The sequence below is a fragment of the Chryseobacterium sp. C3 genome, assembly GCF_014218905.1.
Taxonomy (GTDB): Bacteria; Bacteroidota; Bacteroidia; order Flavobacteriales; family Weeksellaceae; genus Chryseobacterium; species Chryseobacterium mucoviscidosis.
Map to the genome: position 1 here is coordinate 210,960 of NZ_JACLCU010000004.1, position 16,026 is coordinate 226,985.

At 34.8% G+C, this 16,026-nt stretch carries 13 protein-coding genes; 3 read left to right on the forward strand and 10 right to left on the reverse strand.

Annotation, left to right across the window (positions count from 1 at the left end):
* Positions 1-641 precede the first annotated feature (641 nt).
* The 7 genes from H6W53_RS10695 to H6W53_RS10725 all read right to left on the reverse strand — a co-directional run bounded on the left by H6W53_RS10695 (position 642) and on the right by H6W53_RS10725 (position 6,918).
* Positions 642-1,688 carry a TerC/Alx family metal homeostasis membrane protein gene (locus H6W53_RS10695; protein WP_087708963.1) on the reverse strand — a complete coding sequence of 349 codons (1,047 nt, stop codon included), beginning with the start codon at positions 1,686-1,688 and terminating at the stop codon, positions 642-644.
* A gap of 187 nt (positions 1,689-1,875) precedes the next feature.
* Positions 1,876-2,487, reverse strand: a complete 612-nt coding sequence (locus H6W53_RS10700) for a TerD family protein (RefSeq protein WP_076392787.1) — start codon at positions 2,485-2,487, stop codon at positions 1,876-1,878.
* Between the two features lie 242 nt (positions 2,488-2,729).
* Positions 2,730-3,677, reverse strand: coding sequence for a hypothetical protein (locus H6W53_RS10705; protein ID WP_185206703.1), 948 nt, complete (start codon positions 3,675-3,677; stop codon positions 2,730-2,732).
* Positions 3,678-3,693: 16 nt separating this feature from the next.
* Positions 3,694-4,866 (reverse strand): toxic anion resistance protein, encoded by a 1,173-nt coding sequence (locus H6W53_RS10710; protein ID WP_185206705.1) that lies wholly within the window; start codon positions 4,864-4,866, stop codon positions 3,694-3,696.
* 6 nt (positions 4,867-4,872) lie between these two features.
* On the reverse strand, positions 4,873-5,427 hold the full coding sequence (locus tag H6W53_RS10715; RefSeq protein ID WP_076392789.1) for a TerD family protein: 555 nt from the start codon (positions 5,425-5,427) through the stop codon (positions 4,873-4,875).
* The gene (locus H6W53_RS10720) at positions 5,417-6,241 is read right to left on the reverse strand and encodes a phosphoribosyltransferase family protein (protein ID WP_185206707.1); all 825 of its coding nucleotides are present in this window, start codon (positions 6,239-6,241) and stop codon (positions 5,417-5,419) included. Before H6W53_RS10720 ends, H6W53_RS10715 begins: the two co-directional genes overlap by 11 nt.
* A 2-nt stretch (positions 6,242-6,243) precedes the next feature.
* Entirely contained in the window at positions 6,244-6,918 is a 675-nt protein-coding gene (locus tag H6W53_RS10725) for an HAD family hydrolase (RefSeq protein ID WP_185206709.1), read from the reverse strand.
* Between the two features lie 927 nt (positions 6,919-7,845).
* Between H6W53_RS10725 and fusA the strand changes: the two genes are divergently transcribed.
* Entirely contained in the window at positions 7,846-9,912 is a 2,067-nt protein-coding gene (gene fusA, locus H6W53_RS10730) for an elongation factor G (RefSeq protein ID WP_185206711.1), read from the forward strand.
* Between the two features lie 295 nt (positions 9,913-10,207).
* On the opposite strand, the gene H6W53_RS10735 is transcribed toward fusA, so the two are convergent.
* Complete coding sequence (locus H6W53_RS10735; RefSeq protein ID WP_185206713.1) at positions 10,208-11,746, reverse strand: SulP family inorganic anion transporter; 1,539 nt, start codon at positions 11,744-11,746, stop codon at positions 10,208-10,210.
* Between the two features lie 793 nt (positions 11,747-12,539).
* On the opposite strand from H6W53_RS10735, the gene H6W53_RS10740 reads away from it, so the two are divergent.
* Together H6W53_RS10740 and H6W53_RS10745 are read left to right on the forward strand one after the other, a co-directional pair.
* On the forward strand, positions 12,540-12,956 hold the full coding sequence (locus tag H6W53_RS10740) for a transposase (protein ID WP_076392800.1): 417 nt from the start codon (positions 12,540-12,542) through the stop codon (positions 12,954-12,956).
* A gap of 11 nt (positions 12,957-12,967) precedes the next feature.
* Positions 12,968-13,312 carry a hypothetical protein gene (locus H6W53_RS10745; protein WP_076393123.1) on the forward strand — a complete coding sequence of 115 codons (345 nt, stop codon included), beginning with the start codon at positions 12,968-12,970 and terminating at the stop codon, positions 13,310-13,312.
* 1,786 nt (positions 13,313-15,098) lie between these two features.
* On the opposite strand, the gene H6W53_RS10750 is transcribed toward H6W53_RS10745, so the two are convergent.
* The gene (locus H6W53_RS10750; protein ID WP_087708954.1) at positions 15,099-15,326 is read right to left on the reverse strand and encodes a phosphate ABC transporter substrate-binding protein; all 228 of its coding nucleotides are present in this window, start codon (positions 15,324-15,326) and stop codon (positions 15,099-15,101) included.
* A 126-nt stretch (positions 15,327-15,452) separates the two neighbouring features.
* The gene (locus tag H6W53_RS10755) at positions 15,453-15,980 is read right to left on the reverse strand and encodes a DUF6584 family protein (RefSeq protein ID WP_087708952.1); all 528 of its coding nucleotides are present in this window, start codon (positions 15,978-15,980) and stop codon (positions 15,453-15,455) included.
* Positions 15,981-16,026: the final 46 nt, after the last annotated feature.

Consider the following 16,026-nt stretch of genomic DNA (forward strand, 5'->3'; position numbering starts at 1 on the left):
TACATTATAGTGGGTATTTTTTGTTCGCAATGGCGTTTCACTCAGCAAATGATAGCAACTTTGATTATTCGGCGCTTGATTTTAGGAGAAATCTATTTTGATTGATTTTAACGCAAGGTTCGCTAGGTTTTGTTTTGCATTGTAGTGGGTATTTTTTGTTCGCAAGGGCGTTTCACTCAGCAAATGATAACAACTTTGATTATTCGGCTCTTGATTTTAGGAGAAATTTATTTTTATTGATTTTAACGCAAGGTTCACTAAATTTTGTTTTACATTGTAGTGGGTATTTTTGTTCGCGAAGGTATTTGACTTCGTCGAATCTTCGATTTCATTCAGTGAATGATAATTATTACGACTAAAATCGTGTTTGCCACGCATTTTTTTTAATTCTGTTTAGATTTCTAAAGGATGACAAACTGTACTGGGTAATTCAAATATTGAAACACAGACTATTTTCCTAGCCGCGATTGAAGCAATTGTTTGAGCTCATTTTTAAGCTTTTTGGCGGCGCGGCTTTGCCGCGCCGCCAAAAAGCTTAAAAATAGCGAGTGCGGAAAGCGCAAAACAGCTCCTAAAAATAAAATAATAAAAAAGGCTCTACAAATTGTGTAAAGCCTTTCTATTTTTAATAAGAACTGATCTTATTCTTCAATTTTCTCTTTGTCTTCGTCATCCTTTTTATCGGGGAAAATCAGGGATAAAATCACTGAAATTACCAAAACTCCTCCAACGATTCCCAAAGAAACCGGAGACGGAATATGAATCCACGGTGCAATCAGCATTTTTACTCCGATGAACGATAAAATAACTGCCAAACCGTAAGGCAATTTGCTGAACATATGAATGAAATTCGCCAACAGGAAATACAACGATCTTAATCCTAAAATTGCGAAAATATTCGATGTGTAAAGGATAAACGGATCATTGGAAATCGCGAAGATTGCCGGAATGGAATCTACTGCAAAAAGTACATCCGTAAACTCAATTACGGCTACAACAACCAAAAGCGGAGTTGCCATTTTTATTCCGTTCTGTACCGTAAAGAATTTGTCGCCCACGTAATTGTCTGAAACTTTCCAGAATCTCTTAATCAGTCGTGCTCCTGCTGTATTGCTGTAATCTTCTTCGTCATCATCATCTCCGTCGCCCCACGATTTTATTCCTGCATACACAAGGAACAACCCGAATAAAGTCATTACAATATTGATTTTTACCGGATGCCCGAAAATATTCATTTCAGGAAGGTAAGTAAGGTTGATTAATCCTACACCCGCAAAAATAAAGATCGCCCTGAAAATCAATGCTCCGATAATTCCCCAGAAAAGAACTTTGTGGTGGAGGTATTTCGGAACTTTAAAAAATCCGAAAACCAGAATGAATACAAATAAGTTATCCACCGAAAGTGCCTTCTCAATCCAGTAAGCCGCCTGATACTGCGTGAATTTCTCTACTGCCAAAGCATGACTTTCGGGACTACCGTCTGTATTGAAAACCCAATAAACCACACCAGAGAATACCATAGACAGTGAGATCCATACGATTGACCAGATTGTAGCTTCTTTGGAAGAAACTTCATGACTTTTTTTGTTGAAAACTCCTAAATCCAGAAGCAACATGATAACTACCGTTACCGCAAATCCCCAAACCAGACCGGGATGAAGATCTAAAATACCTTGATGTTTGTCCACTTTTAAATGTGCTTATTATACGATAAAAGCAATATTTGTACGGGTACAAGTATTGCTAAATTTTATTTTATTTTAAAATTTCATTCAACAGTTAATAAGTTTTGGCTAAAGCCGGATTGGAAACTTATTTTTAATGCAAACGGGCTAAAGCCCGTTCCTATTGATGATCATTTTAAGTGCTTATATTTTACAAATATTTCTGCTTTACAGTTTCTATTGTTTCCTGTAATTTTCTGTCTGCTGTAGGATCTCCGATCGCGTTGAATTTCCATTCTCCGTTTCTTTTGTAGAAAACGCCCATTACCATGGCAACATGACCTTTGAAAGATGCATCATTCGCAATATCATATTTTGCAAAAACTTCTCTTACGTTGGTTGGCGTTCCTTCATAAATTCTGATGGATGCGAAAGGAATAGTCCCGAAATCCTGACCTTTATAACTGTTCAGAACCAAAGCAACGTGTTCTACATTGGAATCCAGATTGCTGAAATCCACAGTAATCACCTCATTGTCAAGACCGTCATCTCCATTTACGTCTCCTGTTAAATCGTCTCCGCTGTGTCTTACCGAACCGTTTTTAGACTTCAGATTCCCGAAATAGATTACTTCAGTCGCGTTTTTATTGGAATCGTATAAAATACAGCTTCCATCCAAATCTACCGCTTCTTTTGTAACGCCTCCGAAGAATCCTTTCTTCTCGATTGCTCCCCAGTTAATTCCCACACAAGCCTGTGTAAGCGTGGTTCCGTTTTCCTTCGTTAGGTTTATTCTTTGACCCTTTTGTAAGTTAATAGCCATTGTTATATTTTGTTTTAGTTCTAATTTTAATTTTTTTTTGCTGCGCTTAGTTTAAACGCAAAGACTCGCAAAGATTTTTTTTAAATTTATTCTGCATATTTTTGTTCGCAAAGGGCGTTTCACTCAGCAAATGATAGCAGTACAGTGAAAAAGTTCGTAAAGAATTGATTTTATTAAAACTTTTTACTTTTTACTTTTTACTTTTTACTTTTTACTTTTTACTTTTTACTTTTTACTTTTTACTAATTATTTAAATTTAAATTAAGCATTGCGCGAAGAATATTGGTTTCTTCATTGATGTCGAACATTTTACTCATCACGTCGGTATTTTCAAGATTTTTAAGATAATCTTTCAATACTGAAATAACCTGCTCCGGTAATGTTTTTTTCCTTTCGTTCATTGTCTCTTCCAATTGTTCGTTTTTTCTTTTTAACTGATAAACAATTGTTCCCTGATTCGATTCATTGGGCATTGTATCTAGTTTCTCCAGTTTTTTAGGATCAATTAAATACATTTTTCTGCCTTCGATATCAAAAATGAAGTGATCGTCGGACTGGAAGATTTTAAATAATTCATATTCGTTTCCCGTGATGACATATCCGCATACAAAACGAACCTTAAAGTTCTGAATATTAATCCTTCCCAGTAATTTCCTTTCAATCTGATAATCCTGATACTGATAGGCAGGAAAAGAACCGGATTTCAGCAATTCTTCATCAACATTCGAACGGTAGAATTCTGCCGCATATTTTTTGTAGAAATACAGAACATTATCCCAGTTTGCCCGAAATTTATCTTCCGTAAGATCATTATACAGACTTTTCAGTTGATTGGAAAAGATCCCGCTGTACATTTTACGGTCTGTTTCGAAACCGTCTACCCGCTTTTCTTCAAAACCTGAAATGTATTTGCTGTTAACATCAATTTCATTAAGCACCGCCAACATCTCATTTTCCTTCTGCCTTTTAATTTTGGTTAAAAGCTCAATAAGACTGTCGGTATACTGAAGATGAAAAAGTTCCAGTTTGCTGTAATCGAGTCCGTTATTTTCCTGAAAAAGATTATGGATAATATCGGTCTTAATGTAGATCGAAATTATATCAACATTTTCAAAAAAATTTGCAAGAAGTTTAAGTTTGGTTAATCTTCTTTTGCTTTGCGACAATATGTTTACAGCATCATCATTCACTTTTCATCTTCCGTTATTATCCTCTTACGTTTGCTTTTAATTCGTGTTCCAGAGTCATTAAATCCTGATCCAGCTTTCTTCTTCCTTCCGCACCCTGTTTTTGGATCTGCTTCACTTCGTTTAATGTATTGATTAATTTTGAAGTTGTTTCTCTCAGTGTTTCCACAGAAACGATCGTCTGTTCATTAGCTCTTGCTACATTAATGGAGTTCTGCCCAAGACGTTCTGCATTTTTTCTTAAAATTTCTTCTGTAGTAGCCGAAACTTTCTGCTGAATTTCAATACTTTGCTGCTGTCTGTACATCGCCACCGCCAGTGAAAGCTGATTTTTCCAAAGCGGCAACGTTGTTGTTAAAATCGTCTGCGCTTTTTCTGCAATAGAAACGTTGTTGTTCTGAACGAGTCTGATCTGCGGAAGCGACTGCATCATGATTAATCGAACCACTTTCAGATCAGCTAATCTTCTGTCTAATCTTGCGATAAAATCTCTCTTATCGGCAATCTGATAATCCTGAAATTCCTGCGTATTGGCTTCCATGTGCGCTAATTCAGCTCCCGCTTTTTCCATTCTCAGGTTTCCGACAATCACCAGTTCTTCAATTTGTTTGATCGCGTTGACATTACTTTCGAAAATCGTCTGTAAAACCGCATTATCTTTCGTTGAAGTAATGATTCCTGCATTTACTTTATAAGCAATCTGATCGATATTGTTGATGATTTTATCGTATTTGGCAAATAAATTCTCAATCTGCGTCATGACACTTTTCATGAAAGGCAATTTGCTTAAAAAACTTTTGAATTTATTCTGATTGAGTTCTTCAACATCTACATAATTCAGCTCGACTAATAAATTATTAATCAATTCACCTACTTCACCTGAATTTGATCTCCTTACATTTCCAAGGAAACTGTCACTCTGGTTGGATAATGTTCTCTGAAGATCTGCCCCGAAATTAACGATCGATCCCGGGTTAGTTTCGTCGATAGAATCTGCAAGAGCTTCATATTTCTGGCGTTCTTCTGCCTGTAACTGCGTAAGATTTACATTTCCATCCCTGTCTACTAAAGGTGCAGGAGGCGTACTTGGTGTTGCCATACTCGGCGGCGGCGCCATCGGAGTAGGTTCGAATGTCTTTAAAGGTTCGATCGATCCAAGCGGATCTATAGGTTGATTTTCCTGATTGTCCATAATAGATTATTGATAGATTGATACAAATTTTTCTAGACCTTCTCTCTGTCCGCTTCCTACCGCTTCAAATTTCCATTCGCCGTTTCTGTTGTAGATTCTTCCAAATTCTACTGCGGTTTCGATAGAGAAATCTTCGTCCAATTCATATTTTAAAATTTCTTCGTTGGTATCTGTATTGAAAATTCTGATGAAAGAATTTCTTACCTGTCCGAAGTTCTGTCTTCTTGAATCTGCTTCGTGAATGGTTACTACAACAGTAATTTCTTTCACAGCATCATCAATTTTAGTTAAATCAATTTTAATCTGCTCATCATCTCCTGTTCCGTCACCTGTCAAGTTATCACCAGAGTGAATCACTGCTTTGTCCGGAGATTCCAGATTGTTGTAAAAGATGAAGTGATTATCTGAAATTAACTTTTTGTTTTCACCTAATAAAAATAAAGAAGCATCCAAATCGAAAGCGGTTCCGGTAGATGTATTGTTAATATCCCATCCAAGACCAACCGTAAATTTCGGTGCGTTTATATTTTCTCTCTGTCCTTTCTGTAAGTTAATAGCCATAATATAATTCGGTTTGTGTTAAAGTGTTTATATTGTTTTCGTATTCTTTTATTAAATGATAATTATTGCTGATTGCCAGTTCCAGCAGATTATCCATTAGTTCCTTTTTTACTTTAGACGAAAGATACTCAAAATTACCTGAATCTAAGCCTAAAATATATTTTACAATTCGTGTATTAAACTGAAAACTAGGCTTCCCCATTACTTCTGCGATATCTTTTACATTTTTTACCGCATAATAATTAAAGTAATTTTCAATCTTAGGATCGAGATCAAAATTCATCAGCTCAGCATAATACATGAATAAAAAATCTGCCTCTACATTATATTCATCAAGAATTTTATTCACTGTAAACTCATGGCTTCCTGTTATTTTAATATCATCTATAAAAATACAAAGTTTTCCTCTAAGAAAATCTTTATCCAGATAATAGGTGTCGTTAGCAATAAGATTTTTACGGTCTTCAAAACTTAAATTTCCATAATCCGTCGTGTAGGTATGATTTCTGTTAATTTTCGATAAAATGCTTGATTTTTTTCCTTTCTGAAACAAATAAAAATCCAGATGCTTTTTAAAGTAAAAACATAAGAAATTAGACGCTGTAGGAATTGCCATGTAAGGACTTGGCAATACCACAATTTCTTTATCTGTGTTTAAAATATCTTCATGGCCGGAAATAAATCCTTCGAACAGTTCTTTTGCAAATTTTTCAGCATACGACTTATCGCCATATTTGAAATAGCTGTATTCTTCGGGTGAAAATGTAAATTCATCCGCCGAATGAATGTGGTGTAAGCTGTACCTCTTGTTCATAGTTATATATTGGGTGTAAGTAAGTGTGCATTGAAACCAAAATCCTTTGCGCCTTTATAATCCGCGACAGGATTATCCCCGATATGTAAAACCTGTTTTACATCTAAATCCTGATTGGGCAGTAAATTTTTCACTTCCTGAAATATTTTCGGATCGGGTTTTGAGCAGTTCATTTCATCAGAATAAATGTGGAAATCAATATACTGATTGAGGTTTTCACTGATCAGGAATTTTCTCATGGTTTTTCCTTTAATAAAACCTGTATTGCTTAGAATATTGATTGTTTTTCCCTGATTTTTAATTTCATCAAAAAACTGATGCAAATTTTCAAAAATCACAATAGGTTTATATTCCAGAAACAGATCTTCACTTTTCTGATAAAACTGATTTAACTGATCTTTATTCAATTGTTTTACATCTACTTCCAGTGCATTTAAAATTAATAAATAAATTTCAAAAGTGTCAACATTTCCTCCAATTACCTCATTGATAGAATTGCAAAGATCATCATAATATTTTACGACTTTCGCAACTTCGTTAATCGGTTTTTTTACGTCAAAAAATGAGGAGAACAGCTCAACTCTTTTTGCTTTAAATTCAGGATGAGATTTTATTAAAGTAAGCCACAAATCAAAGGAAAAATGGGAGTGATTGTGGATGTCTATATCTGTTTTCAAAATGGTTTAGTTAAAATTTTTATTTAGCTTTTTCCTGAAAAAGATGTTTTAAATGGTTATTATTTTCTTTCATCTGTTCGTGTTCAAAATACAATTCCTTTCAAAGATAGAATTTTTAAATTAATGTGTAAATGTAGTTTGATGTTTTAAGAAATTTTTATGATTTTCCGTAAAATTTGTTATTGAAAAATTCTTTTTTTTAAACACAAAGTCCTCAAAGATTTTTTTATAATTATTGTGGGTATTTTTCGTTCGCAAAGGCGTTTCACTCAGCCAAGACTTGATGCTATCATTTGCTGAACGAAGTGCCTTGGCGAACGAAAATGTCTTCAAAGGATTGAACAAAACCTGGCGATCCTCGCGTTAAAAATAATTTAGCAAATAATGTCTTTAAATTTTCAATTTTTCAGTCGTTTAAAAAAATTAAAAAAAAATTTTTGCTGTTAAAATATTTTTTCTAGCTTTGCAACCGATTAACAATCAACAATGTCAACAAAAATGATAAATATAATTACTTTAAGCAATCCTATCAGAGCTGTGTACTTTGGTAGCACTAAATATTTATCTGAATAACGACCGACCTTATAAAACTAAAATAAAACGAAGGCCTGTCTGTTTCAGATAGGTCTTTTTTGCTACCCTACTTTTCAGCTTTTACATTCGGAAAACTTCTGTTGTTCGATGATAAAGTATTGGAAATTTTCTTTTAAACGCAAAGTTTTTATAATTAAACTGAATATTTTTAGTGAGCAAAGAATGGCGACAAGGTCGCTGATGAAGCATGCTTCTTAAAATCAATTTTATTGATTTAATCTTTGCCAGCTTGAACTTAGATAAAGTATTAATAAATCTTTGCGTCAAAAAAGTTCAAAAACATCATCAACATTATTTCAGAAGTTTAAAAATCAACAATTTAAATTTAACAAAATGAAATATAACACACGAAATATAGGGATTATAGCACACGTTGATGCAGGAAAAACCACACTCACTGAAAGACTTCTTTATTACACGGGAATGATCCATAAAATCGGAAATGTGGACGAAGGAAATACCACAATGGATAAAGACATCCAAGAGAAAAACAGGGGAATTACGATTTCTTCGGCTGCAATTTCTACCCAGTGGAAAAAAGATGAAAAAGTCTTCAATATCAATATTATTGATACTCCGGGACACATTGATTTTGCGGTGGAAGTTGAACGCTCTTTACGCGTTCTGGACAGCGTCGTAGCAGTTTTCTGTGCTTCTTCGGGAGTTCAGCCGCAAACGGAAAACGTTTGGTTTCAGGCCGAGAAACATGGAATTTCAAAGATTTGTTTCATTAATAAAATGGACAGAATCGGGGCAGATTTTTTTGCTGTTTTAAATGAAATTAAAACAAAACTGAATGCGGTTCCTTTAGCTTTACAAATTCCGATGGGTTCTGAAGACCGTTTCGAAGGTGTTATCGATTTAATTAAGCAAAAAGCGCTGTACTGGATGGATGAAAACGGAGAAACCATTATTGAAAAGGAAATTCCGGAACTTTACAAAACTGAAGCCGATGAATGGAGACAGAAATTAATGGAAACTTTGGCGGAATCTGACGAACAGTTTTTTGAATATTTCCTGGATTCTGAAACAAAAATTTCTGAGGAAATGATCACTGAAGCTATAAAAAGAGCTTGTCAGGCAAGAAATTTAGTTCCCGTTTTATGTGGTTCTGCATTCAAAAACAAGGGAGTACAACCTTTGCTTGATGCGATTGTAAGTTATCTTCCTTCACCGGATCAGTTGCCTTCCGTGAAAGGAAAAGATGCGAAAACGGAAGAAACGGTGGAACTGGAAAGAAATGAAGAGGAAATGTTTTCAGGATTGGTTTTCAAAGTGGTGATTGATAAGCATATGGGTAAACTTTCGATGTTGAGAATTTATTCGGGAAGTATACAATCCGGTGATACGGTTCAGAATGTAAGAACGGGTGAAAGTTTCAGAATTTCAAGGATTTTGCAGATGCAGTCGGATAAAACGATAACGGTTGAAGAAGGAAAAGCAGGAGATATTGTGGCTTTAACCGGAATAAAAGATGCGAAAACCGGAGATTCTTTATCTGGTCTTGAACAGGCTGTTTTGCTTGAATCCATCACAATTCCTGCTCCGGTAATCAGGGTTTCTATTGAACCGAAAACAAATGCGGATGAAAAATCTTTCGGATTGGTTTTAGCGAAAATTCAGGAAGAAGATCCATCGTTGGTTGTTGAAAGAGACCGACAAACAGGAGAAACTTTACTGAGCGGTTTGGGAGAGTTACATCTTGAAGTTACTTTAGAAAAGATCAGGTTGAATCACGGAATTGAAATCAATCAGGGAAAACCTAAAGTTTCGTATAAAGAAATTTTAACGGAAACCAGAACGCATCGTGAAAAACTTGTGAAACAGAATGGCGGAAGCGGACAGTTTGCAGACATCACGTTTGAAATCGGACCGAGAAATGATGATGGAATCGGTTTGGAATTCATCAATCAGATCAAAGGCGGAGTGATTCCGAATGAATTTATTCCGTCTGTTGAAAAAGGTTTCCGTGAGGCAATGGAAAACGGAGCATTACAAGGATATCCTCTGGAAAGTATGAAAGTTACACTTCTGGACGGATCGACTCACAGTAATGATTCTCATGCACAGGATTTTGAAATGGCTGCGAGAGACGGTTTCCGGGAAATAGGAAAATCCTGTAAGCCTAAATTAATGGAACCGATCATGAAAGTTGAGATTCAGACGATTGAGGATTATACCGGAGCGGTGACTGCGGATATCAATAAACGAAGAGGAATCATCATCTCAATTGATGAAAAATCGGGAAGAAAAATTTTCACGGCAGAAGTTCCTTTAGCTTCTACTTTCGGATATATTTCTGATCTGAGAACGTTAACGAGCGGTAGAGCTTCGATCAGCATGAAGTTGTCGCACTATGCTTTGGTGCCTGATTTCATCGCGAATACATTAGTAACCTAAAAGACAAGGGCTGTAAATTTATTTTTGCAGTCCTTGTTTGGGTTATTGATGAACTATCAATGATGAATTGTTTTTTTCTTCCGCTGATTTTGCAGATTTTTTATTTTCTATAGATTACACGAAGATTTGCATGAATTTTAAACTTCCATCACCAACATCCAGTTTATTCAAAATTTTATTTCCCACAGATTACCCAGATTTTTTCAGATGTTTGCAGAGTATTTCTAAACTTCCATCCTCTAACTTCCATCTTCCAGCCACTCAAACTCTCAAACTCTCCAACTCAAAAACCCTCTTACTTCTCCGGCATCACTTTATACGTTGGATCATCCTGAATATTCACTTCAATCACCGCTTCTGCATTTTTCAGCATTTGGCGGCAGTCTTCGCTTAAGTGTCTTAAATGGAGTTTTTTATTTTGTTGTGTGTATTTTTTGGAGAGTTTATCAAGAGCATCAATTGCACTCATATCTACAATGCGGCTTTCTTTAAAATCGATGACTACCTGATCCGGATCATTTACAGGATCAAACTTATCAATAAAAGTAGTTACAGAACCAAAGAACAGCGGTCCTGAAATCTGATAATATTTCACCCCATTTTCATCCATCAATTTTCTGGCACGTATTCTTTTCGCATTGTCCCACGCAAAAACAAGGGCAGAAATGATTACCCCTACCAAAACCGCCAAAGCCAGATTGTGAAGAATAATGGTAATTAAAGCCACCGTAATTCCCACAAAAATATCGGATTTCGGCATCTTGTTAATGATACTTATGGAAACCCACTGAAAAGTACTGATCGCGACCATCATCATCACACCAACCAAAGCCGCCATCGGGATTTTTTCAATAAAAGGCGCTCCGACTAAGATAATAATCAAGATTGTAATGGAAGCAATGATTCCGGAAAGTCTGGATTTGGAACCTGCATTAAGATTCACCAAAGTCTGGGCAACCATTGCACAGCCTCCCATTCCTCCGAAAAAACCATTGGTAACGTTGGCTAAACCTTGCGCTACGGCTTCTTTATTGGTGTTTCCTTTTGAATTGGTAATTTCATCTACCATAGATAAAGTAAGCAAAGATTCAATTAAGCCAACTCCTGCCATAATTAAGGCGTAAGGAAAAATAATCTGTAAAGTTTCTAATGAAAATGGTATTGCCGGAATATGAAAAACGGGTAAGCTTCCGCTGATACTGGCAATATCCGAAACCGTTTTTGTATGGATTCCAAAGCCTAAAACCACAGCAAAAACAATTAAAATTGCGATTAAAGAACTTGGAAGGGCTTTAGTAATTTTCGGGGAAAAGTAAACGATAGCAATCGTTAAAGCAGTTAAACCTAACATAATATATAAGGAAGAACCCTGAAGCCAGCTTACAACACCGTTTGCATCGGTAATTTTAAACTGTTCTACCTGTGCCATGAAAATGATAACAGCAAGACCGTTCAGGAAACCGTACATTACGGGCTGCGGAATTAATCTTACGAATTTTCCGAGTCTGAAAACGCCGACCAGCATCTGAAAAACTCCGGCTAAAGCTACAGTTGCAAATAAATATTCTACTCCGTGGGTTTTTATCAATGCAATTAAAACAACGATGGTTGCTCCTGCTCCACCGGAAACCATTCCGGGACGTCCTCCGAAAATAGCAGTTATCAATCCCATCATAAAGGCGGCGTATAATCCTGTTAAAGGAGAAAGCCCGGCAAGAATGGCAAAGGAAAGAGATTCGGGAATCATCGTCATTGCCACCGTGAATCCGGCAAGAAGTTCGTTTTTGAAATTTATTTTTTGAGAAAAATCGAAAAGTTTAAGAGAATTTTCCATTGGAAAAGTAATGTTTAAGGATTTAATAATATTTTAAAAACAGAAATTGCTGTTTTCTTTTTTAGAAAACAGTTTTATTAAATTTATCAAATCCTTAAGGCGGTGTAACTTCGGATGAAGTTTTTGTTTTTATTTGCATATTATCTGCAAAGATATTGACTAAAAATTTCTCAGACAATTTTTACCTTATTTACTTTAAATATTTCACAATATGTTTCCTGTAAAATTATGTTCTCTACAATTATTTCAGAATGTAATATTTCACAACACATACCACATATTTCATTAAACTTTAACTAAAAATAGTATTTCATGAAATTTTATCCCTCATTCTTTTGGACTGAATCCAATTTTTTCTATATTTGATTTCAGAGAAGTTAGTATTTTTTCTAAATATTTAATTCAATTATTGATGATTAATTAATTACAGAAAGAAAATTATCTTACATTATAAAAAAAGGCGTTTACATGATGATAAAGTAGATGATAAAGTAATGGAAATTAGTATTGGTGCTTACAAAAAGTCGGGATAATTAAAGTTTACTGAACAAAGTAATGAGGATCTGAAATACATGAGGGTACTGCAAAATAAAGCATAAATTCTTGGTTTTACATTTCTACATCTGCTATTTACAAGTAAATTCTATCCAAATTTTTTTGTGTAAATAAGTATTGCGCCAATTATTAAAACGGGCATAACGTAATAAATCGTGCTAAAGTTTTCATATTTTTTCATTATTTTATAATTTCGGACTGCAAATTGCTTATTAATCACTAAGGCTTAAAAAAACCTATGCTATACAAAGACATACATATAGGACAATTTATTAAAGAAAGAGCTAACGAACTGGAAGTTAGTAAAGAAAGAATGTGCAGTTTTCTTAAAAAAGATGAGGAAGCTATCGATAAAATCTTCGAAAGTGCATCGGTAGAAACAGATCTTTTATTAAGATGCTCTAAACTTCTGGAGTATGATTTCTTCAGAATTTACAGTTCGCACCTTATTTTATATGCGCCTCCTTCTGCTGTTGACAAGGTAAAAAATCCGAAATCGGATAAAATCCCATATTTCCGAAAAAATATTTATACTCAGGAGATCAAAGAATTCATCATCGGAAAAATACAATCCGGAGAGATGACTCATAATGAAATCATCCAGGAGTATTCAATCCCTAAAAGTACGCTTCACCGATGGCTGCAAAAAATTTAAAAAAACATCCCATGCGTCCAAATTATACGAAGATTTATCAGGATATGCTTAAAGAAAAAGATCCTGATAAACTGAACGATCCCAAAGTTCAGCGTCTGATAAAAAATTTAAAAACCACTGAAGATGTTTTGAATTTTAATGAATTGGTTTTCAAGCAATCAAAAGAAAGCCTTGAGAAAAATCAGAAACTGAAGACTTATGATAAGAAAACGATGCTAAAACTTTTACAATACCAAAACAAGCATAATTTTTCTACGAATTATATGTCGAAAAAGTATAAAATCAGCAGAACTACCATTGCAAAATGGAAAAAAACGTTTGAAGAAGAATACGAAAAAATTACTTCAAAAAACTGATTTCAAAATAAAAAAAATCCGAAAACGTTTTGTTTTCGGATTTTTAATATAAAGATTACCAACGGGAAAAGAAAAGCGGGGCATCGTTCTGCCGGAGTCGAACCGGATAATCTTGTCGGAACAGCCGACTTCATTATTCCTCCCCTTCGATTGGTGACGAGGTATCTTTTCTCTACGACACTTTATATTTTAAAACAAGGCAACAACCAGAAAGTGCAATGTCGTGCTCTAACCAACTGAGCTACTTTTCCTATTTGATTTTGTGTTTTTTAAACTGTGGAAAAGGCGGGACTCGAACCCGCGACCCCGTCGTAATGAGCGAAGTAACACTATTCTACGGCACTTGTATATTATAAAAACAGATAAGGTAAAAGGCGAAAAAGGTATTTTTGCTCTTATGAGCGCCGCTCTTACCCGATTTGGGCAGGGAGCCGGCAATTCTACATCTGCGAGAGACTTGCGCTTTCTTTCGAAAACTTTTGCCCAGTTGGTTTTCAACCCAACCTCACCAGTTCGGTCGCCCGAATTACGCTACCTTAGGACCGTTATAGTTACGAAGTAACCTTTCTCTACGACACTTATCTGTAAGTTTTTAAAATTAAAAAAGAGGCAAAAGACGAGAAAACTCTTTATTATAAATCATTTTCAGATTTATTCTGGAGTCGAACCAACATCATTAAGATTAACCGAAGTAAGTTTTCTCTAACGGCACTCTTTATTTTATCAAGGTAAATTTCGTACAGATATTTCTCCGGCGTCTTTACTCAAATTAGACGACAGTTTTTTAGTTACTGACAGGCATCGAACCTGCATTTCCGGTTTGGAACGAAGTATTTCTGTACTACGACACCCGATATTTTTAAATTTTCAATAAAAAGAGGCAAAAGGCGAAAAGACAGACATGCACCTGATCCCTACTGTTATTCAGGAAATTGCACTTGTTTTTTAGATTTTTTTGGTCTAAATAATTGCTGTTCGAAGTAAGCCTTTTCTACGGCACTCTTTTGTTTTTTAAATCAAGGTAATAATGTGAGAATCTTTCAGTGCTTTTGCTCTACCGTCTGAGCTACATCTCGTTTACAACAGAGAAGGCAGGAATCGAACCTGCGACCCAAAGATTAAATATCGAAGTATGATTCTGAAACGACACTTGATTTTTTATGTTTTTTAAATAGTTTTCTTAAAAATTACAAGGCAAACAGTGATAAAAGCTGTCTTAAAAACCGTTTAACCACTCGACCACACCTTTCGGCGAAAGGATTCGAACCTCTGTACAAATCGAAGTAACTTTTATCTACGGCACTTGTAAGTAATTTTAAAATCGAGCAAAATTTTGAAAGAGACTTTTTCAGTTTGGATTCGAAGGAACTCTTTCTTACGGCATCGATTATTTTTAAGTTTTTATGATTATTGTTTTTTGTTACTGCAAAATTACTCCATTGGTACGCAATCTTTTTACGCAGTTAAAATTATTTTAAAAAAAACCAAGTAACATGGTATAAGAGTTTTTGATATCAATTCAAATTTTAAGTAAGACGATGGATCTCTTATGATGACGACATTGGTTGTTTAAAACCGGGCAATGTAACGAAAAGACTCTTGTTCAAGTGGAAATCGAAGGAATTCTTTTCTTACGGCACCGCTAATTTTTTTTAAGTAAGGTAAAAAATCAAACAGAATTTTTTATTGTTGCGTGTTTCTTTTTACACCATTCCGAATTCCGGAAGCAGGATTTTTACCTGCAATACAACTTTGCTCAGTACGAAGTAATTCTGTTTTACGACACTCACTTTTTGGTTTTCCATTGGGTTTTTCTATATTTTTTCCAGTTTCTCTGAAACTTAATTTCTTTTGAATTAATGGTTTCATAACCATGTGGAAAACAATAAGAACACCCCATTTCATTTCCATATAAAATTCTGGAAATCTGCACATTCGAAATTTTCTTCGGAAAATCAATTAATCCAAATTCATTGCTTCCGAAAGACTTCTTTAATGTTTTAATTTTTTTCATAAGTATTGAGTATTTAACCTCAATACAGTGTTCCTTTAAGCCATTTTTTATAGTAATTCATGGTTATCTGTTTTTGTTGATGCAAAGTTATTGTCTTAGTGCGCATTCTTTTTACGCAGTTAAAATTTATTTTGAAAATATTGACCCGATAATCTCTCCCAGCTTAACAAGTCCTAAAAATGGAAGTAAAATAATTCCTCCAATGAGCAAATAAAATCCTACATTACTAAAAAAGCTATCTTTAGATTCCGTATAATTTCCTTTTTCTCTTTGCTTTCTTTTAAAATCAGGAATATGTTTTGTTTTCTTAAAGCTGTCTGTTTCCAATTGTTTCAGAATATTTTTTGCGTAATCTGAAAGCTGAGTTTTATCTCCCCGAAAAACGATATCTTTTAAAATAGCATTTCCTGAATTGCTTAATGAATTTCTGTAGATTTCAATTGCTTCTTTCATTTCGAAATTCTGAGGTTCAGATAAAATCCAAAACTTTCCGGCTTCATCTTTAAACCCTGAATCATAGTAAATCTGCGCCAGTTTGTCTCTCAAAGAAAGATCGTCGGGAAATTCATTAATCAGATTTCGAAGTCTGTCGCAGGCTTTTTTCTTTCTTCCCGCTTTAAGATCCTGTTCAATTCTGTAAAAAATAGTTCCCATTATTTATAATTATTCATTTGTTCGTTTTGAATTTGTTCCTATTTCA

Excerpts from the sequence above, each read along its gene's own strand:
- H6W53_RS10710 (WP_185206705.1), bottom strand. The coding sequence starts at position 4,866 with ATGGACAATCAGGAAAATCAACCTATAGATCCGCTTGGATCGATCGAA.
- H6W53_RS10740 (WP_076392800.1), top strand. The coding sequence starts at position 12,540 with ATGCTATACAAAGACATACATATAGGACAATTTATTAAAGAAAGAGCT.
- H6W53_RS10750 (WP_087708954.1), bottom strand. The coding sequence starts at position 15,326 with ATGAAAAAAATTAAAACATTAAAGAAGTCTTTCGGAAGCAATGAATTT.
- H6W53_RS10735 (WP_185206713.1), bottom strand. The coding sequence starts at position 11,746 with ATGGAAAATTCTCTTAAACTTTTCGATTTTTCTCAAAAAATAAATTTC.
- H6W53_RS10755 (WP_087708952.1), bottom strand. The coding sequence starts at position 15,980 with ATGGGAACTATTTTTTACAGAATTGAACAGGATCTTAAAGCGGGAAGA.
- H6W53_RS10715 (WP_076392789.1), bottom strand. The coding sequence starts at position 5,427 with ATGGCTATTAACTTACAGAAAGGACAGAGAGAAAATATAAACGCACCG.
- H6W53_RS10700 (WP_076392787.1), bottom strand. The coding sequence starts at position 2,487 with ATGGCTATTAACTTACAAAAGGGTCAAAGAATAAACCTAACGAAGGAA.
- H6W53_RS10720 (WP_185206707.1), bottom strand. The coding sequence starts at position 6,241 with ATGAACAAGAGGTACAGCTTACACCACATTCATTCGGCGGATGAATTT.
- fusA (WP_185206711.1), top strand. The coding sequence starts at position 7,846 with ATGAAATATAACACACGAAATATAGGGATTATAGCACACGTTGATGCA.
- H6W53_RS10745 (WP_076393123.1), top strand. The coding sequence starts at position 12,968 with ATGCGTCCAAATTATACGAAGATTTATCAGGATATGCTTAAAGAAAAA.